The 26,072-nt window shown below is 70.8% G+C and carries 19 protein-coding genes and 1 pseudogene; 15 read left to right on the forward strand and 5 right to left on the reverse strand.

Annotation, left to right across the window (positions count from 1 at the left end; genetic code table 11):
- Window positions 1–43 precede the first annotated feature (43 nt).
- The gene (locus ACN28I_RS08915; protein WP_420941652.1) at window positions 44–2,341 is read right to left on the reverse strand and encodes an HTH domain-containing protein; all 2,298 of its coding nucleotides are present in this window, start codon (window positions 2,339–2,341) and stop codon (window positions 44–46) included.
- A gap of 359 nt (window positions 2,342–2,700) precedes the next feature.
- Between ACN28I_RS08915 and ACN28I_RS08920 the strand changes: the two genes are divergently transcribed.
- From ACN28I_RS08920 to ACN28I_RS08955, 8 genes are all read left to right on the forward strand, one after another.
- Window positions 2,701–4,632, forward strand: coding sequence for a PQQ-binding-like beta-propeller repeat protein (locus ACN28I_RS08920; RefSeq protein WP_420941653.1), 1,932 nt, complete (start codon window positions 2,701–2,703; stop codon window positions 4,630–4,632).
- A 28-nt stretch (window positions 4,633–4,660) separates the two neighbouring features.
- A complete protein-coding gene (locus tag ACN28I_RS08925) occupies window positions 4,661–5,719 on the forward strand; it encodes an NAD(P)H-dependent flavin oxidoreductase (RefSeq protein WP_420941654.1) in 1,059 nt (352 codons plus the stop codon).
- Window positions 5,720–5,827: 108 nt separating this feature from the next.
- A complete protein-coding gene (locus ACN28I_RS08930; RefSeq protein ID WP_420941655.1) occupies window positions 5,828–9,367 on the forward strand; it encodes a serine/threonine-protein kinase PknK in 3,540 nt (1,179 codons plus the stop codon).
- A 91-nt stretch (window positions 9,368–9,458) separates the two neighbouring features.
- Window positions 9,459–10,211: a hypothetical protein gene (locus ACN28I_RS08935; RefSeq protein ID WP_420941656.1), complete on the forward strand. Its 753-nt coding sequence runs from the start codon at window positions 9,459–9,461 to the stop codon at window positions 10,209–10,211.
- A gap of 18 nt (window positions 10,212–10,229) precedes the next feature.
- Window positions 10,230–11,117, forward strand: a complete 888-nt coding sequence (locus ACN28I_RS08940; protein ID WP_420941657.1) for an SDR family oxidoreductase — start codon at window positions 10,230–10,232, stop codon at window positions 11,115–11,117.
- A gap of 73 nt (window positions 11,118–11,190) precedes the next feature.
- Entirely contained in the window at window positions 11,191–11,508 is a 318-nt protein-coding gene (locus ACN28I_RS08945) for a hypothetical protein (protein ID WP_420941658.1), read from the forward strand.
- A gap of 8 nt (window positions 11,509–11,516) precedes the next feature.
- On the forward strand, window positions 11,517–12,815 hold the full coding sequence (locus ACN28I_RS08950; RefSeq protein ID WP_420941659.1) for a YcaO-like family protein: 1,299 nt from the start codon (window positions 11,517–11,519) through the stop codon (window positions 12,813–12,815).
- Window positions 12,812–14,266 carry a TfuA-like protein gene (locus ACN28I_RS08955; protein WP_420941660.1) on the forward strand — a complete coding sequence of 485 codons (1,455 nt, stop codon included), beginning with the start codon at window positions 12,812–12,814 and terminating at the stop codon, window positions 14,264–14,266. The genes ACN28I_RS08950 and ACN28I_RS08955 overlap by 4 nt, the downstream gene beginning before the upstream one ends.
- Here ACN28I_RS08955 and ACN28I_RS08960 read toward each other — a convergent pair.
- Window positions 14,214–14,672 (reverse strand): hypothetical protein, encoded by a 459-nt coding sequence (locus ACN28I_RS08960; RefSeq protein WP_420941661.1) that lies wholly within the window; start codon window positions 14,670–14,672, stop codon window positions 14,214–14,216. The genes ACN28I_RS08955 and ACN28I_RS08960 overlap by 53 nt on opposite strands.
- On the opposite strand from ACN28I_RS08960, the gene ACN28I_RS08965 reads away from it, so the two are divergent.
- Both ACN28I_RS08965 and ACN28I_RS08970 read left to right on the forward strand, forming a co-directional pair.
- Complete coding sequence (locus ACN28I_RS08965; protein ID WP_420941662.1) at window positions 14,662–15,165, forward strand: hypothetical protein; 504 nt, start codon at window positions 14,662–14,664, stop codon at window positions 15,163–15,165. The genes ACN28I_RS08960 and ACN28I_RS08965 overlap by 11 nt on opposite strands.
- 12 nt (window positions 15,166–15,177) lie before the next feature.
- Window positions 15,178–16,179 carry an alpha/beta fold hydrolase gene (locus ACN28I_RS08970; RefSeq protein ID WP_420941663.1) on the forward strand — a complete coding sequence of 334 codons (1,002 nt, stop codon included), beginning with the start codon at window positions 15,178–15,180 and terminating at the stop codon, window positions 16,177–16,179.
- Window positions 16,180–16,188: 9 nt separating this feature from the next.
- Here ACN28I_RS08970 and udk read toward each other — a convergent pair.
- Window positions 16,189–16,825: pseudogene (gene udk / locus ACN28I_RS08975) on the reverse strand (uridine kinase).
- Window positions 16,826–17,065: 240 nt separating this feature from the next.
- On the opposite strand from udk, the gene ACN28I_RS08980 reads away from it, so the two are divergent.
- Window positions 17,066–18,013, forward strand: coding sequence for a hypothetical protein (locus ACN28I_RS08980; RefSeq protein ID WP_420941664.1), 948 nt, complete (start codon window positions 17,066–17,068; stop codon window positions 18,011–18,013).
- Window positions 18,014–18,028: 15 nt separating this feature from the next.
- Here the strand turns inward: ACN28I_RS08980 and ACN28I_RS08985 are convergent, their stop codons facing one another.
- Window positions 18,029–19,675, reverse strand: coding sequence for a DUF692 domain-containing protein (locus ACN28I_RS08985; RefSeq protein ID WP_420941665.1), 1,647 nt, complete (start codon window positions 19,673–19,675; stop codon window positions 18,029–18,031).
- A gap of 241 nt (window positions 19,676–19,916) precedes the next feature.
- Between ACN28I_RS08985 and ACN28I_RS08990 the strand changes: the two genes are divergently transcribed.
- From ACN28I_RS08990 to ACN28I_RS09005, 4 genes are all read left to right on the forward strand, one after another.
- Complete coding sequence (locus ACN28I_RS08990; RefSeq protein ID WP_420941666.1) at window positions 19,917–21,335, forward strand: IS4 family transposase; 1,419 nt, start codon at window positions 19,917–19,919, stop codon at window positions 21,333–21,335.
- 34 nt (window positions 21,336–21,369) lie between these two features.
- The gene (locus ACN28I_RS08995; protein ID WP_420941667.1) at window positions 21,370–22,668 is read left to right on the forward strand and encodes a dipeptidase; all 1,299 of its coding nucleotides are present in this window, start codon (window positions 21,370–21,372) and stop codon (window positions 22,666–22,668) included.
- A 115-nt stretch (window positions 22,669–22,783) separates the two neighbouring features.
- Entirely contained in the window at window positions 22,784–23,206 is a 423-nt protein-coding gene (locus ACN28I_RS09000; protein ID WP_420941668.1) for a hypothetical protein, read from the forward strand.
- A gap of 10 nt (window positions 23,207–23,216) precedes the next feature.
- Entirely contained in the window at window positions 23,217–23,870 is a 654-nt protein-coding gene (locus ACN28I_RS09005) for an HAD hydrolase-like protein (RefSeq protein WP_420941669.1), read from the forward strand.
- Here ACN28I_RS09005 and ACN28I_RS09010 read toward each other — a convergent pair.
- On the reverse strand, window positions 23,858–26,071 hold the full coding sequence (locus tag ACN28I_RS09010) for a hypothetical protein (protein WP_420948602.1): 2,214 nt from the start codon (window positions 26,069–26,071) through the stop codon (window positions 23,858–23,860). The genes ACN28I_RS09005 and ACN28I_RS09010 overlap by 13 nt on opposite strands.
- Between the last annotated feature and the right edge of the window lies 1 nt (window position 26,072).

Genomic DNA, 26,072 nt, shown 5'->3' on the forward strand with positions numbered 1-26,072 from the left:
CTAACCCAGTCCCGCGCTCCTCTCACGCAGGAGCGCGAGCACGTCAGGCGTTTCCGCCTTCCGGCGAGCCGCTCCCCGAGGAAGCAGGCCCGCTGGAGGGCTCCGGCTCCGTGGGAGCACGGGCTCCCTCGGCGGCGGACTCCGCCTTCTCGGCGGCCACCCGGGCGTACTCCTCCGCGGCGGTGCGCTGGGCCTCGGCCGTCGCGGGGCTGTCCACGCTCGGGAAGGGCGACTGCCACTCGGCGGCCGTCCTCACGGCCTCACCGGGAGCCGCGAGGCCCTCGGCGCCCTCGGCTCCGGTGGCCGGAGAGGTCCCCTCGGCGGAAACGGCCTCCGTGGCGGCGGCACCCTCGGGCGCGGCCCCCCCGGTGGTGGCGGCACCCTCGGCGGTGGCGGCACCCTCGGCGGCGGCGGCACCCTCGGCGGTAGCGGCACCCTCGGCGGCGGCAGCACCCTCGGCGGCGGCGGCACCCTCGGCGGACGTCACCCCAGCGGCGGCGGCACCCTCGGGCGCGGCACCGGCATCACCCGGAGCGCCCGGCGTGCCCTCAGGACCCCGGCCACCCCGGCCGCGACGGCCCCGGCGGCGGCGGCGGCGGCGCTTGCGCTCACTGGCGGAGGCGCCCTCACCCGAAGCGCCTCCCTCGGGCTGGCCACCCCCGGCGACGAAGGCGCTCGCGGCCTCCAGATCATCGTCCTCGTCATCATCATCACCCTCCTCCCCCTCCTCGGAGAGGCCGGCGGGCGCGATGGCCTCGGTGGGCGCGACGGCGACCGGGGCGGCCCCAGCGGGAGCCTCGGCCTGCTCGGACTGGGCGGAGGCCTGACGCTCGCGGCGGCGCTCCTCGCGGCGCTCCTCCCGCTCACGCTTGCGCTCCTCCCGCTCGCGCTGACGCTCTTCCCGGCGCTCCTCGCGGCGCGACGGCGCGCCACCCTCGGTGCTCCCGGCCTCGCGGGTGGACTCGGTCTCCTCGGAGCCCTCCTCACCCTCACGGGCCTGCTTCTCGCGCTGGCGCTCCTCGCGGCGCTTCTGGGCCTCGTCGGCCTCGAGCTTCGCCACCTCGAAGAAGCGCTCGTCCACGTCGTACAGCTCCACCGTGGTGACGGTCACCGCGGCCTTGGCCTCGAGGAACTTCTCGCCGAGCGCGTCCCCGCACCAGAGCATCACCAGCGAGCCGCTCGCCTGGGCTTCGGTGCGCGCATCGCCCCGCACGTCCCCGGCGCACGCCAGCAGACCCACCTGGGCCGAGTAGTGGCCCAGGTCCTTGCGCAGCTCCTGCACCGCCTTGCGATCCAGCGACGGCGAGCCCTTGAGCATGCGGATGGCGTAGCGCAGATCCACGCTGCCCTCGCGCTTGCGGGCGGTGAGCAGCGGGCCTTCCTTGGAGCGCTTGGCCACCTTCAGCTCGCGGAAGCCCAGCGCGTGCATCATCTTCACGACGGACTTCTCGAAGGCGCCCACGTCCAGCTCGCCCAGGCGCTTGCGCAGCACGCGCGCCACGGCCTTGCGCGCGTCCTTCACCGCCGTGCGCGCCGTCGTCAGCAGGGCGGCATCGGCCTGGGCCTCGGGCGTGGCGGCGGCGGCGGCACCGGCCCTCGGCAGCACCGGACGGCCGTCCTCGAGCGGAATGCCCAGCGCGGCGGCGAAGGCGGCCTGCAGCTCCAGCGGCGGGGCCTCGCTCGGCGCACCGGCACGCTCCAGCGCCACCGCTCCGCTCTCCTTGGAGAAGGAGAACTGGGGCCGGCGGCCCGCGTCGATGCGGCGCTGGTTGTCCTCCAGCAGCGCGGTGAGCAGCGACTCCACCGTGGCGTCCTCGGCGGCCAGCTCCTTGGTGCGCGCCTGCTCCAGGATCTGCTCCGGGCGCAGGGCCTCGCCCCCCTCGCTGAGGATCTCGAACACCACCTCCGGAATGGGCGGGAAACGGCGGCGGCGTCCACCCCGTCCTGCCTCCTCCTCCTCCTCCCGGCGGCGCTTGCGCTCACTGCCACGCCCGGCCACGCGCACGTTGTCCGTGCGGGGCTCGGGGTGACGCTCGACCGGCCGCAGGGGCGGCAGGCTGTCCTCCGGATGCGCCTCCATCACTCCCGTCAGCGCCAACGCCTCGGCATCCTCCGGCAACGCCCAATCGGCGAGAGCGAAGGTATCCTTGGCGGTGACGACCACCTTGCGATCGCGCGTCCGGCGGGCCATCGCCGCGAGCCGCGACAACATCGTCAGCTCGGGCGTCTTGCCCACGTGGGACAGCAGGTTCTGGGCGATCGACTTCTCGGTGATCTCGAGGAAAGTGAGGGGACGTCCTTCGCTCTCCAGCACGCGGAGAGCGGCCTCATAAAAAGTCATCGGCGAATTCCCCAACAAAATCGAACGGTTACAAAAATGTAGGTCCGTATAGGCGGCGGATGCTAGCCATCGCTATTCTGGCTTGTCAACGAATGGGGAAGGGATGATCCGCTTTCGCATCGGACATCGGTGGAAGCGCGAACCCGCGGAGCCACCGCACGATTCCGTTTCGCTGGAGCTGGACGGGGTCAATCTGCTGCCGGGAGCGGTGGAGGAACCGCTCGTGGAAGCGGTGCCGGCGCTCGTGGAGGCCGTGGCGGGGTTGCTCGCGGGAGGGCGGCGGCTGGCGCAGGTGTCGCTGACGGAGGCGCACCTGGAGCTGGTGCTGCGACGTTCAGGAACGGACATCGAGCTTCCAGGTGGCGAGCCTCTCCAGGCCGGCCCGGCTGTTGCGTCCGCCGTTGCGGCTGGACGCGGACGAGCTGGCCGAGGCGGCCCGGGTGTGCGGACAGGGCTTCCTGGACGACATCCGGAAGGTGGCTCCCCGGGGACTGCCCGCGGCCGTCGAGCAGGGGCTCGAGCGGGCGCTGAGGCGGCTGGAGGAGCCGGTGCACCTCCCGGCGGAGCTGCGTCCGGAGCCCTTCACCCGGCGGGTGGCCCCCCCTACCCTGCCCGGCTTCGGCTTCGCGCTGGACGACGCGGATGACGTGCTGCGGCGGGCGGCGAGGGAGAAGGGCCCGGCGCTGGCCTCGCTGCTGTGCCCGGGCGAGGTGTGGCTGGCGCTGCCGGACAAGCCGGTGGCCTGGCGCGCGCCGGGGCCGCCCTTCCTCACGGCGCTGGAGCTGGCGCGGCAGGCGGCGGACCTGGCCCGGGCGGTGGAGCTGGGCGAGCCGCGCTACAGCCTGGAGCCCGCGGGGGTGCGTCCGGAGCTGACGCTGGACCTGAAGGCGGGAGAAGCGCGGCTGGGCGGAGCCTCCTTCCCTCTGACGGGCCAGGCGCTGGCGGAGGCCATGTTCCACCTGGGGCAGGCCCTGGCGGTGGCCATGTCCGAGCGCGAGCGGGCGCTGGCGGGCAACCCCTACCTGGTGGAGCTGACCGAGCGCTGCCGGGAGGGACTCTCGCACCTGCGCGGGGCGGTGCAGCCTCCGGAGGAGAGTGGGCTGGCGATGGCGCGGACGGTGCCGTCTCCGGCGGCCTCGCGCCCGTTGAAGGTACCGGGACGCCTGCGCCGCCTGCGCTTCGATGATTTGTGGGAGCAGCGCAAGCTGGCGGACGCGGACCAGGGGCGGCTCATGCTGGGACGCCAGGGACCGGTGTACTCGTCGCCCCAGATGGCCTGCGCCTTCGAGCGCAAATCGGGCAAGCAGCTCTGGCGGCGGGCGGCGACGCACGGCGTGGCGGCCTCGACGGACGGCTTCAGCCTGGCGGCGAGCGCGGTGCGAGTCTGCGGCTTCCATGGCAAGGGGGCGGGAGCGCGCTGGCTGCACGACCACGATGGGCTGCGCATCGGCCCGATGCTGCTGCGGCAGGACGGGCTGCTGCTCACCCTGTCGGATGACCGGATCGCCCTGGCCTACAACGAGGTGACGGGCCGGGAGATGTGGCGCCTGACGCCTCCGCGCACGCGGCGCAGCCACCTGGGCGTCCACGCCCACCGGGCCCTGCTGGCGACGGACTCGGGGTACCTCTACGGGCTGGACCTGGCGGACGGACAGGTGCGCTTCCGGGTGAGCGCGTCCCTGCCCTTCCTGGGCCCTCCGGTGCCCTGGGGCCGGCGCTTCGTGGCCACGCTGGGACAGGGCTCGCACTTCGCCCTGCTGCTGTCGGACGCCCACACGGGCGAGGCGGCATGGACGTACGAGATGTCGCTCGCCCTGCCCTCGGCGCCCTTGCCGAGCGGGAAGCGGGTGTACGTGGCCGGGGAACTGGAGGGCGAGGGCGTGCTGCTGTGCCTGGATGCGAACGGCCAGACGCGGTGGCAGCGGTCGCTGCACCTGGGCCCGGGACCGTTCGCGCTGGCGAGGCTGCCGGGCGGAGTGCTGGTGACGTCGGCACTGGGCGCGGCGACGCGGATGAGCGACGAGGGCGAGGTGGACTGGCGGGTGGGCGCGGCGGGAGAGCAACTCACCAAGGCGCTGCAGCCCATCATCTCGCGCGGGGTGGTGCTGGTGCCGGGCGAGCGCGTGCGCGCGGTGGATCCCGACAGCGGCAACGTGCTCGCGGAGGTGCGGGCGGGAGCGGGCCTGATGGCGCTCCAGGCCGACGCGCAGCTCAACCTCTACTTCCTGGACGAGCTCGGCACGATCTCGGCCTACCAGCTCGTCTCGCACTTCGCGGTGGTGGGCGGCTGAGGAGAACCCCTACCCGACGGAGGTGGTCATGAGTGTCACCCACGCATGGAGTCAGTTCGCGGCACGGCTCGGGATCGAGCACCCCATCATCCAGGCTCCGATGGCGGGCGTCACGACACCGGAGCTGGTCGCCGCCGTCTCGAACGCGGGCGGGCTGGGCTCCATCGGAGCCCCCTACATGAAGCCGGCGGACATCGTGCGGTTCGCGCGGCGGGTGCGTGAGCTGACCGATCGTCCCTACGCGATCAACCTCTTCGCGCCCCAGCCCCCGCCCGCCCAGGCGGACCCGGGCCGGATGCTGGCGGAGCTGTCCCGCTACCATCAGGAGCTCGGGCTCGAACCTCCGAAGCCGCCCACCTCTCCGTTTCCAGCCTTCGAGGAGCAGGTGGACGCCGTCCTGGAGAGCGGAGCGCCGATCTTCAGCTTCACCCTGGGGATTCCACCTTCCGCGGAGCTCGAGCGGCTGAAGGCGCGAGGGCTGGTGCTCATCGGGACCGCCACGAACGTGCGGGAGGCGAAGCTGCTCGAGGCCGCGGGAGTCGACGCCGTGGTCGCGCAAGGCAGCGAGGCGGGCGGACACCGCGGCACGTTCGCGGAGCCCTTCGAGGCCGGGATGGTGGGCACCATGGCCCTGGTCCCCCAGGTCGCCGATGCGGTGCGCATTCCAGTCATCGCGAGCGGGGGCATCATGGACGGGCGGGGGATCGCCGCCGCGCGTGTGCTCGGGGCGAGCGGCGTGCAGCTCGGCACGGCCTTCCTCACCTGCCCCGAGTCGGGAGCCACGCCCGCCTACAAGGCCGCGATCCGGGAGGCGCGGGATGACATGACGGTCATCACCCGGGCCTTGTCCGGCCGCCCGGCCCGCGGCCTCGCCAACGCCCTGTCGGAGGCCTTCGCGGAGAAGGAGGCCCTCCTCCCCTTCCCGCTCCAGCACGCGGCCACGGGGGCGCTGCGAAGCGCCGCGGCGGCCCGTGGAGATCCCCGCTTCATGACGCTCTGGTCGGGCCAGGCTGCCGCGCTCTCCCGCGGCCTTCCGGCGGCGGAGTTGATGCACCAATTAATCGCGGAATCCGAGCGGCTGGGGTGACGCGGCGCGGCCGCGCCGGGGGCGCGCTGGTGGCCTCGAGGAAGGTCCAGGTATAGTCACGCCTCACCAACAACCCGGATCGAACCTCCGAGGCGGAGCGCGTCGCCCGTGCACTCAGTGTCCCCTGCGCAGAAGTCCCTTCCGGAACGCGTTGGCCCCTACGAGATCCTCGGCGTCCTCGGCAGCGGCGGAATGGGCGTGGTGTATCGCGGCCTGCATCGGGAAACCGGGGAGGCCGCCGCCATCAAGACGGTCCGGGTGGTGGACGCCCAGATCGCCGCCAGCATCCGGCGGGAGATCCACGCGCTCGGCCGCATCCAGCACCCGAACGTGGTGCGCATCCTGGAACAGGGCGTCTTCGACGGCCTGCCCTGGTATGCGATGGAGCTGCTCTCGGGCCGGACCCTGCGCAACTACATCGACCACCCGTCGGCCCCGAGCCACAACGATCCGACCGAGACCAGCCTCGCCGACGACGACAGCGCGAGCACGATGTCGACCGCGGAGCTGAACGAAGCGCTCCCCAGGCGCATGCTCGAGCGCCCGCTCCCCTCGGTGCTCACCATGTTGCGGCGCCTGTGCGTCCCCCTGGCCTACCTGCATGGCCTCGGCGTGGTCCACCGGGATCTCAAGCCGGGCAACATCTTCATCCGGCCGGACAACTCCGTGGTGCTGATGGACTTCGGCATCGCGGGCGAGTTCGGCGGCGGCCGCGGACGCGAGGTGCTGCAGACCGGCGGCGACGCCATGGGAACCATCCTCTACATGGCGCCCGAGCAGATCCGCGGTGGCTTCGTGGACGCGCGGACCGATCTCTACGCCCTGGGGTGCATCATCTACGAGTGCCTGACCGGGCACCCCCCCTTCGCCAACGCGCCTCGCAGCACCATCCTCACCCGGCACCTGCAACAGCAGCCGGTGGCGCCCTCCCAGCTCGTGGAGGGCATCCCGGAGCGGCTCGACTGGCTCGTCCTCAAGCTGTTGGAGAAGGATCCGGAGAACCGGCTCGGCTATGCCGACGACGTGGCCCGCATGCTCACGGAGCTGGGCGCCGAGCCCGGGCAACCCGATGAGGCGCCGCCTCCCGAGCCCTACGTCTACCGCCCGGTCTTCTCCGGACGCGGCAACGTCGTGCGGGAGCTGAACGCGGCGCTCGAGAACGTCGGCCGTGGACACGGGGAGCTCCTCTTTCTCGGGGGTGGCAGCGGCGCGGGCAAGACCCGGCTGGCGATGGAGATGGCCAGCGCCGCCAACCGCCAGAACTTCTCGGTCATCAATTGCGAGTGTGTGGCGCTCGGCGTGACGGGAAGCGATTCGGAACGCGCCGTCAAGGCGCCGCCCCTCCACCCGTTCCGCTCGCTGCTGTCGACGGTGGCCGATCAATGCCGGCAGTGGGGCGCCAAGGAGACGGCGCGCCTGCTCGGGCCCAAGGGCAAGGTGTTGGCCGCCTACGAGCCCGGCCTGGACGACCTGCCCGGTCAACGCGAGCTGCCCCCACCGCCCAACCTCCCCAGCCAGGCCGCTCGCGCCCGCGTCCTCCAATCGCTCAAGGAGGTGCTGTTCGGCATGGCCTCCCACCGGCCGCTGTTCCTCGTGGTGGATGACCTCCAGTGGGCCGACGAACTCTCGCTCGGCTTCCTCGCGACGCTCGACCCGGCCGAGCTGGCCCAGCGCGGCGTGCTGGTGCTCTGCACCTACCGGATGGAGGAGATGGGCGAGGAGTTGCGCAAGCTGGTCCAGGCCCCCGGCATCCGGCAGTTCGAGATCGGCCGGCTCGACAAGGAGAACGTCCGCTCCATGGTGAGCGGGATGCTCGCGCTCCGGACACCGCCCGCCGAATTCGTGGACGTGCTCGAGCGCCAGTCGGAAGGCAACCCCTTCTTCATCGCCGAGTACCTCCGGGCCGCCATCGAGGCGCGCCTGCTCCACCGCAACACCGCCGGGGAATGGGTGCTGCGCGAGAGCGCCGGCTCGCTCGATACCCTGGATCTGCCCCGCTCGCTGGCGGAGATCATGGACCGCCGGCTGCTCGGCCTGGACGAGTCCACGCGCGGACTGGTCCAGCTCGCCGCCGTGCTCGGGCGCGAATTCGACCTGGAGCTGCTGCTGCGCGCGGCCGCCCTGGAGGATCCCACCGCCATGGAGGCCCTGGAGACGCTGCGGATCCGCCAGATCCTGGAGCAGCCCACCGGCGGGCGGTTGCGCTTCGTGCACGACAAGCTGCGCGAGTCCTTCTACCGGCAGATCCCCGCGGAGCTGACCCCCTCCCTGCACTCGCGCGCGGCCACCGCCATCGAGCAGCAATACGCCGGCACTCGCGGCCTGGAGCAGTACTTCCCCAACCTCGGGCACCACTGGTCCAGGGCGGGAGTGCGCGACCGGGCCATCGACTACCTCACCCGGGCGGGAGATCGGGCCCGAGCGGCGTACGCGAACAACGAGGCGCTCTCCCTGTACGCGGCGGCGGTGACCGAGGTCCGCGGAGCCCTGGAGGCTGGCGGAGAGCTGGCGCGCTGGCGCGACTCGCTGTGCCACCTGCACGAGAGCCAGGGCGATGTGCAGGTCCTGCTCGGCAAGCACGAGGAGGCGCGGGCCTCCTTCGCGGAGTCACTCTCGTGGGCCAACGAGGACCGGGGCCGGCGCTCGCGGCTGCACCGCAAGATCGGCAAGAGCTGGGAGACGCACCATCGCCACGACGAGGCGCTCCGCCAGTACGACAAGGCCGAGGCCGCGCTGGGCCGCGAGCCCGGTGAGGACGAGGCGCTCTCCCCCGAGGAACTGACGGGCTGGTGGCGCGAGTGGTCTCAGGTGCAGGTGGATCGCGGTTGGGTCTACTATTGGCTCAACCGGGTGGAGGAGATGAGCGCGCTGGTGGAGAAGGTGCGCCCGGTCATCCAGGAGCGTGGAACGCCGCTGCAGCGCTCGCGGTTCTTCCAGACGGTGGCCACCGCCGGCTTCCGGCGCGAGCGCTACCGGTTGTCCGCCGAGATCGTGGGCTACGGCCGGGTGGCCGCCGAGGCGAGCCTGGAGGGCGGAGATCCCGGCGACATCGCGATGGCCCACTTCGTCCTGGGCTTCTCCCACCTGTTCCATGGCTCGCACGAGGAGGCGGAGGCCCACATGCTCACCGCGCTCCGGTGGGGCGAGCGGATCGGCGACGTGACAGTGCTGTCCCGCTGCCTCACGTACCTCACCGTCAGCTACCGCCAACGCGGCCTGGTGGAGGAGGCCCGGCGCTATGGCGAGCGCAGCCGGCAGGTGTCCACCGCTGGCGGGATGGATGACTACCTGGGGGCGGCGCAAGCCAACCTCGCGTGGGTGAGCTGGCGGGAAGGCCGCCGCGAGGAGGCGGAGCGGGAGGCCCAGGCGGCGGTGGACCTCTGGCGCAAGCTCGCCGTCGTCTACCCGTACCCCTTCCAGTGGCAGGGACTGGTCCTCCTGCTCGCCGCGAGCGTGGAGCGCGGAGCGATCCAGCAGGGCGTGGAGCATGCCCGGGCGCTGATCGATCCCAAGCAGCAGCTGCTCCCTGACACGATCACGGACTTCCTGGCCCGGGCCGCCCAGGCCTGGGACGAGGGCCGGACGGAGCAGGCGCGCGAGGAGCTCGTGCGCGGGCTCGAGGCCGTCCAGCGACACGGGTACCTCTAGGGGGGCGCGGGTATGAACCCGCTCACAGCGCGCGCCCTCCAGCCCGCGCCATAGTCTCCCCTCACCCCCCCCCCACACGGGAGCGTTCCGCATGCGTCGAATCACGGATCACCGGGAGCAGTCCGCCCTCACCCATCAGGCCACGCCTCAGTACGTGTGGCTCGACATCGTGCTGAAGACGGGTCCGTCGGACGTCACCAACTACCTCAACGAGGTGAACAACCTCCTGCGCTCCACCCTGTGGGAGTACGGCTGGGTCATGCTCGCCAGCGCCTATACGGTGACGGGATTCCCCAGCCAGATGTTCCTGCTGTTCCAGGTCAAGACGAACCAGGGACTGGCCGAGGGGACGAAAGCCCTCGAGAACGACGCGACGCTGCAGGCGTGCATCCAGCACGTGGACACCCAGGTGATGGGACCCACGAACTACAGCCCGCCCCCCGTTGCCAATCAGAACACGCATCCCGCCGCCGGCTTCTATTTCCTCACCGTCGACATCCGGGTGAAGCCTGGCGAGCTGGCGCGGTTCGACACGCTGATGACCGGGATCCTGAAGGATCCGAACAACCCCTTCACCACCAAGGGATGGACGCTGGTCAACGCCTGCCACGGGTCCACGAACCAGGTCCTCCACTACTGGCAGATCCCCGACCCCAACGTCCTGGTGCCCACCATGGTGGCCCTGGGCGACTACGGGCCGTACCACGACCTCGAGGACACGTGCGTGAGCCAGAATCAGCAGATCCACCACGCCACCTCCATCAACCTCGACTACCGGCCCTCCAAGCCGGTGTCTCACCATGCAACGCAGGACACGGACCACCCGGCGCCGAGCGCCGAGTAGGGACAGGGAGCCACATCCATGAAACGAGTGAATACCGTCGTAGGCGCAACGGGACTGGTGGGGAGCGCGATCTGCCGGCTGCTCGCCGCGGCTGGCAAGCCCGTGCGGGCCATGACGCGCCCGACGTCCGATCCCGCCAAGGTGGAGGGCCTGCGCAAGCTGGGCGCCGAGATCGTGCAGGGAGATCTCAAGGACCGCGCCTCACTGCTGGAGGTCTGCAAGGGCACGGAAACCCTCTTCACCACCGCCTCCTCGACGCTGTCGCGGCAGCCGGGCGACTCGCTGCAGTCGGTGGACCACGAGGGCCAGCTCGCCCTGCTGGAGGCCGCGAAGGCCGCGGGGGTGCGGCACGTCGTGCTGGTCTCCTTCCATGCGATGCAGGGTGACTTCCCCCTGCAGGCCGCCAAGCGCTCCGTGGAGGAGCGGCTGGTCCAGAGCGGGATGACCTTCACCATCCTCCAGCCCTCCTACTTCACCGAGGTCTGGCTCAGCCCGGCGCTCGGCTTCGACGTGGCCAACGGCAAGGCGCGCCTCTTCGGGACGGGAGAGGGCCGGTTGAACTGGATCTCCTTCGAGGACGTGGCCCGCTTCGCCGTGGGCGCGCTGGACAACCCGCGGGCGCACAACGCCGTCCTCGAACTGGGTGGCGAGCAGGCGCTCAGCCAGCTCGACATCATCCGCAAGTTCGAGGAGCGCTCCGGGAAGAAGTTCCAGGTGGAGCAGGTGCCCGAGCAGGAGCTGCGCGAGCAGACGCAGTCCGGGGAGGATCCGATGCAGCGGTCCTTCGCCGGGCTGATGCTGAACGTCGCCCTCGGTTACCGGCTCGATCCCAAGCCCGCGCTGCAGGCCATCCCGCTGCGGCCCAAGTCGATCGAAGAGTTCGTGGCCCAGGCGCTGTCGGCGTAACCTGAACCCGAGCACGCCCCCCAGGCGTGCTCCAGTCAGTCAGCACCAACCAGAGCAATTCCGGGAGGGGAACATGGCTGCACGAAAGACGACGAAGAAGACCGCTTCCAACAAGAAGCCGGAGCCGGTGGTCCTGGATGAGAACACCATCGTCATCTACAACGATGACGGGAACTTCTATTACGTGAACAAGTCCGTCTGGAGCCAGTACCAGGTTCCGGACAACATGACGGGCCAGATCTCGAACCTGGTGAGCAGTGGCACGGTGCTCGCCGACATCGGGCAGAACGCGTCCACGGGACAGGGTGCGGCCTGCTATCTGATCAACAAGCAGATGCTGGACAACATCCCCACCAAGGCGCCGGCCCGCACCAAGGCCTCCAAGAAGTAGCCTCTCCAGTGAAAGAGCCATCCCGGCCCAAGTCCGGTGGCGCCCGTAAGCGCGCCGCCGGGTCTCCCCCTCGCGGCACCGGTCCTGCGCTCTCCAAGCGCCACCGCGCGGGCACGCACCGCCTCGTCTCTCCCGAGGAGACGCTCGAGCGCGTCCGGCCCCTGATGCCCGTCATGGGCATCACCCGCATCGCCAACATCTCCGGGCTGGACTGTCTGGGCATCCCCACCGTGATGGTGTGCCGCCCCAACTCCCGCTCGCTCGCGGTCTCCCAGGGCAAGGGCCTGGATCTCGTCTCCGCCAAGGTCTCCGGACTGATGGAGTCCATCGAGATGTACCACGCGGAGCGCATCACCCTGCCGCTCAAGCTCGCCAGCTACAATGAGTTGCGGTTCACGCTCCCCGTGGTGGACGTCACCCGGCTGCCGAGGCTGTCCTCCAGCTCGTACCACGACAACCTGCGGCTCTTGTGGATCGAGGGCCGGGAGCTGCGCCACGGCACGCCGGTGTGGCTGCCCTTCGAGCTGGTCCACGTCAACTTCACGCTGCCGCTGCCCGCCGGGAGCGGCTCGTTCTTCATGAGCTCGAACGGGCTGTCCTCGGGCAACCACCTGTTGGAGGCCATCAGCCACGGCATCTGCGAGGTGGTGGAGCGCGATGCCACCACCCTCTGGAATGCCCTGGATGACGAGGGGCGGTACCGGACCCGGTTGGACCTGGCCACGGTGGACGATCCCAACTGCCGGGAGGTGATGGCCCGGTTCGAGCGGGCCGGGGTGGAGCTCGCCGTCTGGGAGAGCACCAGCGACATCGGCCTGCCCTGCTTCATCTGCACCATCGCCGAACGCGAGCTGGATCCGCTCCGCCCGCTGTACCCGACCACCGGGATGGGCTGTCACCCCAGCCGCGAGGTGGCGCTGCTGCGCGCCCTCACCGAGGCGGCGCAGGCCCGGGTCACGCTGATCTCCGGCTCCCGCGATGACCTGGGGCGCAGCCGCTACCAGAGCACCCAGGACGAGGCGTACTGGCTCCGCACCCGCGCGTTGATGGGGGCCAGGGGGCCGATGCGGCGATTCCAGGACGTGCCCTCTCTCGAAAGCGAGACCCTGGAGGAGGACGTGACGTTCGAGCTGGAGCGGCTCAACGCGGCGGGCCTCGAGCAGGTGGTGGTGGTGGACCTGACACGGCCGGAGTTCGGCATCCCCGTGGTGCGGGTGGTGATCCCCGGACTGGAGTCCCTGCATGACGCGCCGGGCTATGTGCGGGGCCCGCGCGCCGACAAGGTTCTGCGGGAGCGCCGGTCATGATCTACATCTTCACGGGCCCCACCCTGTCGGCCGAGGAGGCACGGGCCGAGCTGGAGGCCGTCTATCTTCCGCCGGTGGCGATGGGTGACGTGTACCGGGCCGCGCTCGACGGGCCGCGCGCCATCGGCATCATCGATGGGTACTTCGAGCGGGTGCCCGCGGTCTGGCACAAGGAGATCCTCTGGGCCATGGCCAAGGGGATCCACGTCTACGGCAGTGCCAGCATGGGGGCGCTGCGTGCGATGGAGTTGGAGCGGTTCGGGATGGTGGGTGTCGGCCGCGTCTTCGAGGCCTTCCAGCGGGGCGAGCTGGAGGACGACGACGAGGTGACGATCACCCATGCGCCGCCCGAGGACGGCTACCGGCCGCTCTCGGAGGCGATGGTCAACCTCCGGGCCACGCTGGCCGGCGCCCGGGAGGCCGGCGTCATCACCGAGCGCCTCCGTCAGCGGTTGGAGCGCCTGGCCAAGGAGCTCTACTACCCGGAGCGGAGCCATGGCGCGATGCTGGCCCGGGCGGTCCGGGACGGAGTGCCGGCGGCCGAGCTGGAGCCGCTGCGCGCGTGGTGGCCCAAGGGCCGGGTGAACCAGAAGCGCGAGGACGCGCTCGCCATGCTGCGGCGGATGCGGGAGGAGCTCGCCGCCAACCCCGAGCCCAAGCGCGTGCGCTTCACGTTCGAGCACACCGACACCTGGGAAGCAGCGCGCCAGGAGGCGGAGCGGCTGCGGACGGAGACGGACGCCGCGGGGGATGACTCCGACCCGGAGGGACTGCTGGAGGAGCTGCGGGTGTCCGGCACCTTCCTCCAGGCGCGCCAGGGCGGGTTGGCGCGCGCACTGCTTCTGGAGCGGAGCCGGAGCCTCGGAAGGAAGGCGGGAGACGACGTGGTGAAGGGCGCCGTCGAGGCCTTCCGCCGCGAGCGCGGGTTGCTCCAAGCCGACTCGATACAACGCTGGCTCTCCGAGCAGCACGTCGAGGACGCGGAGGGCTTCTTCCGTGAGGAGGAGGCGGTGCGCTGGATGGAGGAGCGGCTGGAGTCCCAGGCGCTGCTGCACCTGCCGGACCACCTGCGCTCGGCCGGAACCTACGGCGGGCTGGTGGAACGCGCGCGGCGCAAGGCGCGGGCCCTGGCCTCGATCGGCCTGGAGAATCCGCGCCTGAGCCAGGTGGGGCTCACCGAGCCGGAGCTGTGGCGCTGGTACTTCGTCGAGCGGCTCGGCCAGCCCATGCCGGATGAGCTCCACCCGTACGCGGTGCGGATGGGCTTCGAGGACGTGGACGGGCTGCGCCGCGTGGCGCTGCGAGAGCTTCTGCTTCCTCCGTCTCGAGGAGAAGGCACGTCCGGACGGCTCCCCTACCCCCTCCGGGAAGGAACGGGGGTAGGGGTCTTCCAGCGGGTTACTTCTTCTGCGCCTTCGAGGGATCGATCTCCTCCTCGGAGCGCTCGGTGACCTCGGCGCCCTCCCACGTCTCACCCTTGCCGAGCCGCCAATCGGAGGGCACGTCCAGCTTCCACAGGTAGGTGGCCGTGGCATCGCCGCCCGACGCCGCGCGCGAGCTCACGTTGAAGGTGATCTCCATCTTCTTCACCTCGCTGGGCACCAGGTCCATGTCGTAGTGGCCCAGCACCATCTGCGGGGGGAACTCGGCGATGAAGCGCTCGGGGAAGTCGACCTTCATCGACGGATCCTCGCCCGTCATCTCGCCAATGAGCTTGCCCCTCTCGTCGGTGAGCTTCCACTGCGTCTTGAAGGAGGCGCTGGTGACCATCTTCTTCACCTTGCCGTCCGTGCGCTCCTCGCGGTGCGCGCCCCAGAGCGCGAGCTGCAGGCGCACCTGCGGCTTGTTGAGCACCATCACCACGTCCGAGCTGCACCACGTCCAGGCGCATGCCCTTGTCGGTGGCCGTCCACTGCGGCTTGTAGCGGCCCTCGCGCATCTGATCGAACACCTTGCGCGTGTAGTCGTAGAAGGCCTTGCGGTCCGCGGCGCGATCCTCCTTCTCGCCGCGCTGCTCGAGCTCGACGAGGTACGCGTCGAAGTCCCTGCTCAGCTTGTAGCGGTTCTGGTGCGACCCGATCTGCTCGAAGTACACCTTGAAGAACGGAGAGAGCTCCTGCCGGTAGGAGGCCTCGTCGGGATTGACGCGCATCCACCCCACGCGCTCCAGGTAGTCCTTCTGGATGCGGGTGAACTCCGCCTCACGCTGGGCCTCGAGCGCCCTGGCACTCGAGCTGCGGTACGTCATCACCGCGCCGATGAGGAGGCCTGCGATGACGACGATGACTCCGAAATAACGCTTCACGCGGAGATGCTCCTGTCTCGGGAAATGACGGCCGTAGTGATATGAGACCTGCCTCGCGTGTACCAGACCACCGGCAGCGTGGCGTTACCGGTTGCACTTCCTCTAGAGGAGGGCGGCCTGCTGGGCAGGGCCCAGCTCGCCTGGTACGCCTGCGGTGAGCGCTCGGACGACAATGTTGCGGTGCTGCTGCACGACCTCGCGCACTCGCACCAGGCCCTGGGACCCGCGGAGGAGGCGGCCTTCCGGCCCTCGGGCTGGGGCGCGGAGCTCGCCGGCGAGGGGCGGCCGCTGGATACGTCCACGCTGCACGTGGTGGTGCCGAACCTGCTCGGCAGCCCCTTTGGCTCGACGTCGCCGGTGACGGTGGACCCCCAGGCGGGGCTGCCCTACGGCGCGGCGCTGCCCACGGTGACGGTGACGGACATGGCGCGCGCGGTGGCGGCGATGCTGCGCGCCATGAAGGTGGAGCGCGTGCGGGCGCTGGTGGGCGTGGGGCTCGGAGGCATGGTGGCGCTGCGGCTCGCGGCGCTCTTCCCGGAGCTGGCGGCGGCGGTGGTGGTGCTGGGCGCCGCGCGCACCCTGCCCGAGGCCCAACGCGAGCGGCTCGGCCTCACGCGCCACGTGCTGCGGATGGAGCCGGACTTCCACGAGGGCCAGTACCCGCCGGGCCACGGGCCGAAGCGGGCGCTGCGCAAGCAGTACCTGGAGTACCTGCGGCAGGTGCACGGGCCCTCCGCCGAGCAGGCGCTGGAGTCCGAGGCGGAGGCCTTCGCGGAGTGCTTCGACGCGAACACGTGGGCGCTGCTGTGCACGGCCTACGCGGGAGGAGACGTCACCGACGGCCTGGCGCAGGTGCGGGCGCCGGTGCTGCTGGTGGCGGCGGCGGAGGACGCGCTGGCCCCGCCGTCACGGGTGCGCGACACGTACCACCTGCTGAGCGCGGCGGGCGTGCGGGCGCACTACCACGAGCTGCCCCCGCCGAGCACCCACGCGAGCCTGCTCTCCCAGGCCCGGCGGCTGCACGGCCCGATGCGCGACTTCCTGCGCCGCCGGAGCTGAGGCCCCGTACTACCGCTGCAGGTGGGGATTGCTCAGGCGGGCACGCAGCGCGCCCACGAGCATCCCGATGGCGATGTCGTTGTTGCCGCCGTGGGGGACGATGATGTCGGCGTGGTGCTTGGAGGGCTCGACGAAGCCCATGTGCATGGGGCGCACGTGGCGCAGGTACTGGCTCACCACGTGGTCGAAGTCGCGGCCGCGCTCGTGGATGTCGCGCTCGAGCCGGCGGAGGATCCGCAGATCGTCGTCGGTGTCCACGTAGATGCGCACGTTCATCTCGTCGCGCACCGGCTTCATGTGCAGCACGAGGATGCCCTCGATGAGGATCATGTCCCCGGGGTCCACGCGCACGGTGTGCTGCTGCCGGGTGGAGGTGACGAAGTCGTAGACCGGCTTCTGGATGGGCCGGCCCGCCTTGAGCTTCACGCAGGTGCTCGACGAGCAGGTCCGTGTCGAAGGCGTCCGGGTGATCGAAGTTGACCTCCCGGCGCTCGGCCAGCGTCAGGTCCGACAGGTCCCGGTAGTACGAGTCCTGATCGATGAAGGCCACGCGGCAGTCGGCGAGCGCATCGCGGACCTTCCGAGCGACCGTCGTCTTACCGGAAGCGGTACCACCGGCGATGCCAACGACGAGAGGTGACGACAGCATGAGGCGCGAACTACCGCAGCAAGGCAGGCGCGCGCAAGGCTTCGTCTGGAACCCGACAAGTCCTGTCTTGCGGCCTCTGTCAGCCCACCGACATCCCCCGGAATCCCCGGCTTCATCACCTTTACTGATTCCAATCATAAGTACATTCTACAGTTGGAGCGCAGCTTCCTCGCGACCACGCCTTCGAGGCTCCCCGGGCGCAAGGCCCGGACGCATCGCCACGCTGGGGGGTAGCCCATGGAAACCGGTGTCTCCGCCGCAGGTCTCCACCGCTCAAGGCTCGTGCTGCTGCTGCTGCTGACCGCGAGTGCCTGCAGCCCGATGGAGGACGCAGCACCCGGGCCCGAGCCGCTCGCACGGCGGCCCCAGGCGCTCAAGGAGCTGCACACCTCCAACGGGCTGTCCCTCAATGGCCTGTCCCTCAATGGCCTGTCGCTCAACGGGCTGTCCCTCAACGGCCTGTCGCTCGAGGGCCTGTCCTCCGCCAGGTTCCACGCTTGGTTCCAGACGAACCCGGAGCTCCACGCCTCGGTGATGGAGTACCTCGTCCGCTGCGCCGCGCCCGCAGAGGAGAGCCGCACCTATACCTCCCCCACCACGGGCCAGACGTGGAGCTGGCGGGGAGGACTGGGACTCGCGCCGGACTGGACCCAAGGCTCGCCCGCCACGCTGGCCGAGCAACGCATCGTCTCCGCCTGCCTGGCGGCCCATGTGGACAAGTACGAGCTCCACATCTCCATCTCCGTGCAGGGCCTGAGCGCCCAGGGCGTGGCCATCCCCACGCCGGACTGGGAGCTGGCGCTGTACTCGGAGAAGGAGGCCTGCTTCTTCGGCAACCTCTTCACCCCCGAGGGCGTCTACGCCGGCAATGACGGGCGTCCGCTCAACGAGAGGGAGAGCACCGCGCGCGCCTGCGCCCTCTCCAACAAGAGGGACGCGGGAGGCCACCCGTGCGCCCCGCTCCTGCGCGTGGAACAGGACTGCGCGAGGTTCTGCACCCTCGATGCCTCGCGGCGCTTCTACGTGTCCTGCACCCACAACGGCATCAGCTACCCGGCCATCACCACGCGGCTGCTGCGCTCGGAGATCTACACGTGCGGGGATGGCGTCTGTCAGGTGTCCGAGAAGTGCGGCACCGGAGAGGCCTACGACAACTGCGGCAGGGACTGCGGCCCCTGCCCCTGAGCGCGCCCGTCCGGCTCAGCCCCGGCGCAACACGCCCAGCGCCCTGCCCTCCGCCAGCACCGGGGCGGGCACCTCCTCCACCGCCCGGGGCACCTGCACGAGCGAGCGCAGCACCTGCAACAGCGAGGGCGCTACCGGGAGCACCTCCAACCCCCTGCCCCTGCGCCGCACGACGAAGGTCCACGGGCCCGGAGCCGGGCGCCGCGCCACCTGCGCGAGCGACTCCAGGCCACTCACGTCCAGCACCTCGCACGCCCACGCGCGTCCCGTGAGGTGGCGGCGCAGCGCCTTCGCGGCGAAGACGAGCTCGGTGAGGTCCACGGGGAAGGAGCCCACGCGCACGTCCTCGGCCAGCCCCACCTGCCCCGGACCGGGCGCCGGCGCCGGCCGCGTCATGAAGGCGTTGGGCAGGAATGTCTCGAAGGTGACCGCCGCCGCGGCGCCCTCGTCCGGATGCTCGCGCAACTGGCGCCGCGCCCAGGACGCGAAGGCATGTCCCGGCGAGCGGCTCAGGCCCTCGAAGAGCTCGCGGAACTCCTTGGAGGCGGTGAAGGCGCGCAGCCCATCCCGCGTGCCCGCGAGCAGCAACCGCGACACCGGCCAGTCCCGGTCGAGCGTCTCCGCCACCACCGCGAGGCGGAAGTCCGTCTCCGCCCGGGCGCCCTCCGCATCGCCCCCGGTCTCCGCCTTCGCGCCGTAGCCGATGTCGTAGAGGGACCACGGCTCGCTCTCGCGGGTGAGGGCCGGCGCGGGCTCCTTCACCGGGGTGAGTGTGAGCGGAGGCCGCGGCGTGGCGGGCACCAGCTTGCGCAGGCGGCGCAGCGTGAGGGCGGCCACCTCGGGCGGGTGTCCGTCTCCCTCGAAGGTGACGGCGCGCAGCGAGGGGCAGCGCGGCAACAGCGACTCCAGCAGGCCGAAGAGCTCCTCGCGCACGGGCTGGGTGTGGTCATCCACGTAGTAGCCCCGCCCGTTGCGCCGCGTGATGACGCCGCCCGCGAGGTGGAGCTCGATGACCTTGTCCAACGGGAAGCCGTCGAGCCCCGTCTCCAGGGGCAGCCCGGCGGCGAGCTGGTAGCTGAGCAGGTGCCCCAGATCGATCAGCAGCGGCAGGCCGGTGCGCGCGTGCACGCGGGCCATGAAGTCGAGCACGTGCAGCTCGCCGCGTTTGGCGAAGGCGGCGGGGTTCTCCAGCGCGAGCGGCACGGACAGGTGCGACTGGATGTGGAGCGCATGGGCCACGCTGTCGCGGACGCCGGCCTCGGTGAAGGGCGGAGTGAAGTAGAGGTAGCCCGGGAACGGCTGCCCGCCCGCGTGCCACCAGCCGATGTCGTTGCCCACCCAGGCGCTGCCCACGGCGCGCGCGTGCGCATCCAGGTCCGCGAGGGCCTTCACGGGCTCCAGCTCGGGGCCGTAGAGGTTGAGGTGCACGGGGTGGAAGAGCACCGGCACGTCGCCGCGGCGCTCCCACATCTCGGGGAAGAGCGAGGCGTACCGCCGCGTCTCGTCGAGCGACAGGGGGGCGCTGTACTCCACGTAGTCGAAGAGGCCGGGCGACTCGGCGAGCAACCGGTAGGGGTGCGGCTGGTCCGCCGCGTCGAGGTTGCTGCTGAGGCCCAGCCCGCGCCAGGGGAGCTGCCAGGCAGCCGCGTCAGAGAGGCTCATGGAGGGTCAACCCTACAGCGGCCAGCGCCCATTCTCAGCACCGCAGATGCGCGGCGTCCCCTCTCCCTCTGGGAGAGGGCCAGGGTGAGGGTCTTCCCTTGCGCACCGTGTGACGACCCTCACCCCCCGCCCTCTCCCAGAGGGCTGAAGAATGCACACGGAGGGGGAGAGAGGGAGCAAGGGGTGAGCAAGCTGTCAGGCGCATGACTTGAGCGGTAGGGTCCTATAAGGGAGGCGGCGCATGAACGCTGCCTCTTTGCATCTGACGTACGAGGTTCTCTATCCGGCAGGGAGTTTCGGACCCCAGGACGAGGTGTGGTTGAGGGACAGGCTGCTGCACACCCTTCACCTGATGGAGGGGCAGCCCGGGGTCACCCTCAACCGATTGGGCACCAGCCGGGCGGAACGAATAGGGGCCTACCGGATGGTGGAGAATGAAGACGTCAGCTTCCAGAGGCTGCTGGAGCCAGCGGCCCAGACAGTGGCGAAGGCAGTGGCGCAAGGGCAAGCCGGAGAGGTGGCCTTGTGCGTGCACGACCGCACGGAAGTGGAGCTCAGTCACCTGTCCATGAGCGGGGTGGGCCTGGTGGGCAACCCCGTGTGTCAGGGCTTCTTCCTGCAGACGGCTCTGGTGGTGCAGGCCGACGGCGCCGCCTTTGGAGTGCTGGGAGCGCGCACCTGGGCGCGCCCGGCAGGGCAAAGGGGCAAGGCCCAGGACAGAAAGCAGCGGCCCTTCGAGCACAAGGAGAGCGGCTTGTGGTGGCAGGCCCTGGTGGAGGCCGAAGAGCGCGTGGGAGAGCCAGGGCGCCTGCTGCACGTCATTGATGCCGAAGGAGACATTTTCGAGTTGTCCTCCCGCGCGGCCAGCCAGGGCTATCAGCTGCTGGTGCGCGCCGGCCAGGACAGGCGAGTGCAGGAGGAAGGGGGGAAGCTGTGGGCCAGCATGGAAGGGTTGCCGGTGGTGGGCAGCCAGCAGTTGCACGTGTCGGCCCAGCCTGCCCGAGCTGACAGGGTGGCTCGCACCGCACGCGACGCCACGCTGTCGCTGCGCTATGGCTCCCTCACGCTGCTGCCTCCCGGGCGCCAGGGTGGGCCGCCGGTGCAGGTGTGGGGCGTGCTGGTGCGCGAAGAAGAGCCGCCACAGGGACAGAAGGCCGTGGAGTGGCTGCTGCTGAGCAACGTCCCCATTGAAAGTGTGGAGGCGGCCTGGGGCGTGGTGACGGCCTACCAGAAGAGGTGGGGCATTGAGGAATTGCACAAGGCCCTGAAGACGGGCTGCCGCCTGGAGCGGCGGCAGCACCAGAAGCGCGAGCACCTGGAAAACCTGCTCGCCCTCACCCTGCTGATTTCCGTGACGTTGCTTCGCCTGCGCACCCTGAGCCGCACCCTCCCGGAGGAGCCCGCCACCGCAGTGCTGGAGCCCACCGAGGTGCAGGTGCTCCAAGCCATGGCACCCCGACTCGCTCCGCGGATGCGGCCTCAAGGGGCACTGACGCTGCGTCAGGCCCTGCTGCTCATCGCGGCCCTGGGTGGCTACATGGCCAACCCGGACAAGAAACCTCCGGGCTGGCTCGTCCTCTGGCGCGGCTACGAGCGGCTACGCGACTACGTCGCGGGTTTCTCCCTTGCCCAGTCTCTTACCGCTCCCCCGCCTGCTTAGCGTGTGCAATCTTCAGCCCAGAGGGAGAGGGAGCATGCGCAACACGACAATCCCCCTGTTGCTCCGGCATGCTGCCCCCATGGCCGTCCGTGAGCTGTGGCTCTGTTCGCTGATGTTGCTGGGAAGCCTGGGGTGCGCCGTCCTCCGGCCGCCTCCGGAAGAAACCGCGCCCGCGGTGGCGCCCGAGGTGCTCCGCGCCGATCTCCACGTGCACGTGACCATGCGCGCGGCGCTCGGGCCCCTCTTCCAGGGCGAGCCCGGAGATGGAGTGCTGGCGGGCTCGCACGCGGCGTTCCTCGTCAACCAGGTGGACGCGGCGGCGCTGCGGCGGGCGGGCGTGCGGCTCATCCTCGCGACGGTCTGGCCGCCCAACGCCACCCGTCCCGGCCGCAGCGCCCTGGGCGAGGCCCTCCACCAGCTCACGGAGCTCGAGGCCTTCGCCCGGCGCAACCCCGACTTCGTGCTGGCACACAGTGCCGCGGAGGCGCGGCGGAAGCTCGCGGACGGACAGCTCGTGCTCATCCCCGCCGTCGAGGGCGGCGAGGGCATCCGGCGCGTGGAGGACGTGGACCTGCTCTACGCCGCGGGCGCGCGCTCCATTACCCTCGTCCACTTCTTCGACAACCCGCTGGCCGGCGCGGCCGATGACCAGTTCGGCGCGCTCGTGGGAGGCCTCACCAACGGACGGGACGGAGGCCTGACGCCGCTCGGCGTGGATGCGGTCCGGCGGATGATCCAGCTCGGCATCCTGATCGACGTGGCCCATGCCAGCGATCGGACCATCGAGGAGGTGCTCGCCCTCGCCGGGCCCGCGGGGGTGCCCCTCCTCTACTCGCACACCGGGGCGGGCTGGGCCGGGACGCGCTGCCTGAGCACCCCGTTGGCCCAGCGCATCGGCGCGGGCGGAGGGCTGATCGGCATCGGCCTCTTCCGCTCCTTCCAGCAGGTGCCCCTCGAGGAGCGCTGGGAGGGCTACCAGCAGGGCACCTGTGACGACGACGTGGCTCACTGGCTGCACTACGCGCGGCAGGTGGGCCCCGAGGCCGTCATGCTCGGCAGCGACTTCAGCAGCGTCATCCTCCGCGCCCGGCCGGGAGGTGCCTGTGCCCAGGGGCTCCGCCACACGGGGGACCTGCCCGCCTTGTTCGCCGCGCTGGAGGCCCATGGCCTCGCCCGCGACCACCTCGACAGCTCCGGAGAGCGGCTGCTGCGCGTGCTCGAGGCGGTGGAGCGCCGGGCGGACCCCTCCGTCCTTCAGTCCGCTCGGAGACTCTCCGTGCCACGGGACGACCTCTTCCTCGATTGGGCGCAGCCCCCACCCCGGCACCAATGACCTATGCTCGACGGTAGAAGCCCTACCCCCACCCACATCGCCGGATGGGAAGCGTCAGTCCTTGCTTCCGGCTGCCGGCTGCCGTAACTCGCCCCGCATGCTCGCGCACTCGGTCGTGAATGGAACCAAGACCTGGACCACCCCGAACGGGGAGCTGCGGCTGTGGCAGCCCGCTCCGCACGTCATCGTGACGCGATTCCAGGGGGCGATGTACGACGCCCACCTGGCCCACCTCGCCATGATGAGCATCGAGGGAATCGTCTCCACCCAGCCGAAGACCGACGTCTTCCACGACTGGGAGGAGATGGAGCTCTACGCCACCGAGGCGCGCACCATCATGACGGAGCGCGCCGTCCCGCTCGCCCCGAAGCTCAACTCACTCAGCGTGCTGTTCGGCTCGAAGGTAGTGCTGATGGGGGTGTCGCTGGCCAGCCTCAAGCTGGGCGGCATCAGCACCTTCACCAGCCGGGAAGACTTCGAGCAGGCCGTGCAGCAGGCCGCGGCGTCCCGGCCCGGGACGTTCAAGCCCGCGCACTGAGGTCCGCGGCATGATCTCCAACGTGGTGTTCGACTTCGACGGCACCATCGCCAACTCGAGGGCGGTGGTGCTCTCGGCCTACAACCAGGTGGCGGAGAAGCATCGGTTCAACCCGATGGTCGAAGCGGACATCCCCGTCTTGAGCAGACTCTCCATCCCGGAGAGATGCCGGAAGATGGGCGTCCCGCTCTACAAGCTGCCCTCGGTGATGGTGGAGGTCGGCCGGAGCTACAAGAACTTCGTGGACTCGGTGGTGGCCTTCGACGGCATGCTCCCCGTGCTCCAGACGCTCCACCGCCACGGCCTCACGGTCGGCATCATCTCGACCAACGCGGCCGAGAACATCCAGCGGTTCCTGGCCAGGAACGGCATGGAGCCGGTCGTCCAGCGCGTCCACTGCTCCAGCAACCTGTTCGGCAAGGACCAGGTCATCTCCCGGTACCTGAAGACGTACGGGCTGACCCACGAGCAGGTGCTCTACGTCGGAGATGAAGAGCGGGACGTGGTGGCCAGCAGGAAGATGAAGCTGCGCGTGCTGTCCGTGTCGTGGGGATTCGAGTCCCTCGACGTCCTCACGAAGGCGGGCCCCGACTTCATCGCCCACCAACCCGCGGACATCCTCCAGCGGGTGGCGGAACTGAACGGACTGCCTCACCTGGCGTAGGCGCGCTCGAGGATCCGCCCGGCATCGAGGCCGCTCGCCTTCGCCGCCTCCACATCGAGCCCTTCCCCGTGGCCCTGGCCCCGCCCCTCGAACGAGACTTCCCTGTCCCCGAAGTGGGCGGTGAGTGGACAGGCGGGGAGCTTCAGCGCTGAACGCAGGAGCTCGCACGGCAGTGATTCGGCGGCGTCGAAGACCGCGCTCCCCTCCCGCTTCGTGCGCAGGTAGTGCACGCGCCCGTCCGCGAAGCGCACCCCCGTCACGCCGTGGCCCAGCAGGGATTCCACCTGCCCGCGCGGACGCGTCTCACTCCACGGCTCCTGGCCTCCCTGAGAGAACGGCAGCCACTCGCGCCAGCGCAGCGCAGTTGCCGCGAGCGCCCGCTCCTCCTCGGGCTGCACGCGCACCGTCCCGAGGAAGGCCTGGCAGTGCGTCGTGTCGCAGACCGGCCGGCCCGGGTGGCGGCTGTGGGCGTGCCGCTCGTTGTGCGCCACCACGCGCGCCAGCGCCACCCGCGCCTCTCCCTTCAACGACGCGTCCTCGGCCGCCACCACTCCCGCCGTGTATTGCAGCCGGGTGGTGCGGAAGAGGAAGTCCGAGCCCCTCCGGGCCTTGAAGGCATTCGGGCTCGTGGGCACTCCGGCGGGCAGCTTGTAGGGTGGCGGCGGGGAGTTCGTGAAGATGCCCGCATAGTCGCGGCCGGCTGGCGCATCCGGAAAGCGCACCCGCCATGGGCTCCCGAGGCACACCACCGTGCCTTTCTGTACGAGCGGCTCCAGCTTCGTGAAACCCTCGGGGACGGCTCGCGGCGTGCCCTGCTCCAGGGAGAAACCCGCGCCCTGGCACCGGGCCTCGATGGCACTCGGCTGCACCAGCCCCAGCACCTGCACCCGCGCGGCCTCCAGCCCGCTCCGCTTCTTCCGCACCTTCGCCAGCACCTCGGGCACCTCGTCCGCGAAGGCGCGCGGCATCTTCCCCGGACGCGCCACCACCGCCACCAGGTCCTCGTCCACCACGACGATCCACCCAAGCTTCGGCCGGCTCTCCGCGTCCCGCACCGTCCCCGTCTTCGCCGCCACGCCCGCGTAGGCCTTCGAGGCCGGCAATTCAGACAGCGTCCCGCGCGCCGCGCTGCCCGCGAGCACCTCCATCAAGTCCGGCCTCGCCTCGGCCAGCAGCCGGTACGCCTGGGCCAGCCCCCACGGAGAGAGGCGCAGCGTCGAGCGCAGTCCAATGGCATCCGCCATGTCCAGGGGCTCGCCGGACAGGCCCACCGCGGCCAGCACCGCGCCCCAGGGACCGAAGGCTTTCGGCGTGCTCCCCTGCCCTTCCCAGTCCAGGAAGTACCCGTTGCACGAGCGCACCAGCGCCGTCTTCGCGTCCACCTTCCCGGGCAGCCGCTCGCCACAGACCCACTCGGGCACCTCCGCTCGCGGAGAGAGCACCGGCGGCGGCGCCGTGCTCCCGGCCACCACGAAGGGCTTGAGCGTCGAGCCGTAGGGCATCGCCGTGCGGATGTCCCCCTCGGAGAACAGCACCTCGCCCGAGTGGCGGCTGAGCACCACCGTGGCGGAGGCCGCCGTCAGCACCGCCACCCCGGCCAGCTCGTCCACCGACAGCGGCACTGCCCAACGCGCCCCGTCCTGGCACTGCCGCAACCGGCGCGTCAGAGCCCTCGGAAAGCCCGTGTCCTCGTTCAGCACGCGCGCCAGGGCCCGCCGAGCCCGTGGCGTGTCCACGTCCGGGTTGTGCGCCAGCTCCGCCGAAGCACTTGTCAGCGACTGGTAGGGCGCCTCCCGCCACTCGGCCAGCTCCCCGCTCACCGCCAGCGCGAAGGCCTCGTGGAAGAGCCGGTCCTCCGCCGAGGCCGGGCACGCCCACCACAGCAACTGGTGCGCCAGCTCGTGCCGCAGGGCCACGCGCATCCGCTCGTCCAGCACTCCGGGCGTGCTCTGCCGCAGTTCCACCACGCCCGGCCGCCCCTGCCCGTTGCGCGAGGGCAACATCCCCTCGCCCCTCCGCAGGGAGATGTTCACCGGCGCCCGGCCCGGGACACCTCCGGCCTCGGCTACGTAGCGAGCCTCCAGCGCCTTCCACGTGGCCTCGGCCTCGGCGCGCAGCTCCGCCTCGGGCGTCACGTCTCCCCTCGTGAGGAAGACGGGGGTGGCCGCCAGCAAGGCGACCGTCACGGCGGCCCACCCCATC

It is taken from the genome of Archangium gephyra (assembly GCF_049060025.1).
Lineage (GTDB): Bacteria > Myxococcota > Myxococcia > Myxococcales > Myxococcaceae > Archangium > Archangium gephyra_A.

Excerpts from the sequence above, each read along its gene's own strand:
- ACN28I_RS08955 (WP_420941660.1), top strand. The coding sequence starts at position 12,812 with ATGATCTACATCTTCACGGGCCCCACCCTGTCGGCCGAGGAGGCACGG.
- ACN28I_RS08960 (WP_420941661.1), bottom strand. The coding sequence starts at position 14,672 with ATGGTGCTCAACAAGCCGCAGGTGCGCCTGCAGCTCGCGCTCTGGGGC.
- ACN28I_RS09005 (WP_420941669.1), top strand. The coding sequence starts at position 23,217 with ATGATCTCCAACGTGGTGTTCGACTTCGACGGCACCATCGCCAACTCG.
- ACN28I_RS09010 (WP_420948602.1), bottom strand. The coding sequence starts at position 26,071 with ATGGGGTGGGCCGCCGTGACGGTCGCCTTGCTGGCGGCCACCCCCGTC.
- ACN28I_RS08915 (WP_420941652.1), bottom strand. The coding sequence starts at position 2,341 with ATGACTTTTTATGAGGCCGCTCTCCGCGTGCTGGAGAGCGAAGGACGT.
- ACN28I_RS08990 (WP_420941666.1), top strand. The coding sequence starts at position 19,917 with ATGAACGCTGCCTCTTTGCATCTGACGTACGAGGTTCTCTATCCGGCA.
- ACN28I_RS08995 (WP_420941667.1), top strand. The coding sequence starts at position 21,370 with ATGCGCAACACGACAATCCCCCTGTTGCTCCGGCATGCTGCCCCCATG.
- ACN28I_RS08925 (WP_420941654.1), top strand. The coding sequence starts at position 4,661 with ATGAGTGTCACCCACGCATGGAGTCAGTTCGCGGCACGGCTCGGGATC.
- ACN28I_RS08940 (WP_420941657.1), top strand. The coding sequence starts at position 10,230 with ATGAAACGAGTGAATACCGTCGTAGGCGCAACGGGACTGGTGGGGAGC.
- ACN28I_RS08945 (WP_420941658.1), top strand. The coding sequence starts at position 11,191 with ATGGCTGCACGAAAGACGACGAAGAAGACCGCTTCCAACAAGAAGCCG.
- ACN28I_RS08985 (WP_420941665.1), bottom strand. The coding sequence starts at position 19,675 with ATGAGCCTCTCTGACGCGGCTGCCTGGCAGCTCCCCTGGCGCGGGCTG.
- ACN28I_RS08935 (WP_420941656.1), top strand. The coding sequence starts at position 9,459 with ATGCGTCGAATCACGGATCACCGGGAGCAGTCCGCCCTCACCCATCAG.
- ACN28I_RS08980 (WP_420941664.1), top strand. The coding sequence starts at position 17,066 with ATGGAAACCGGTGTCTCCGCCGCAGGTCTCCACCGCTCAAGGCTCGTG.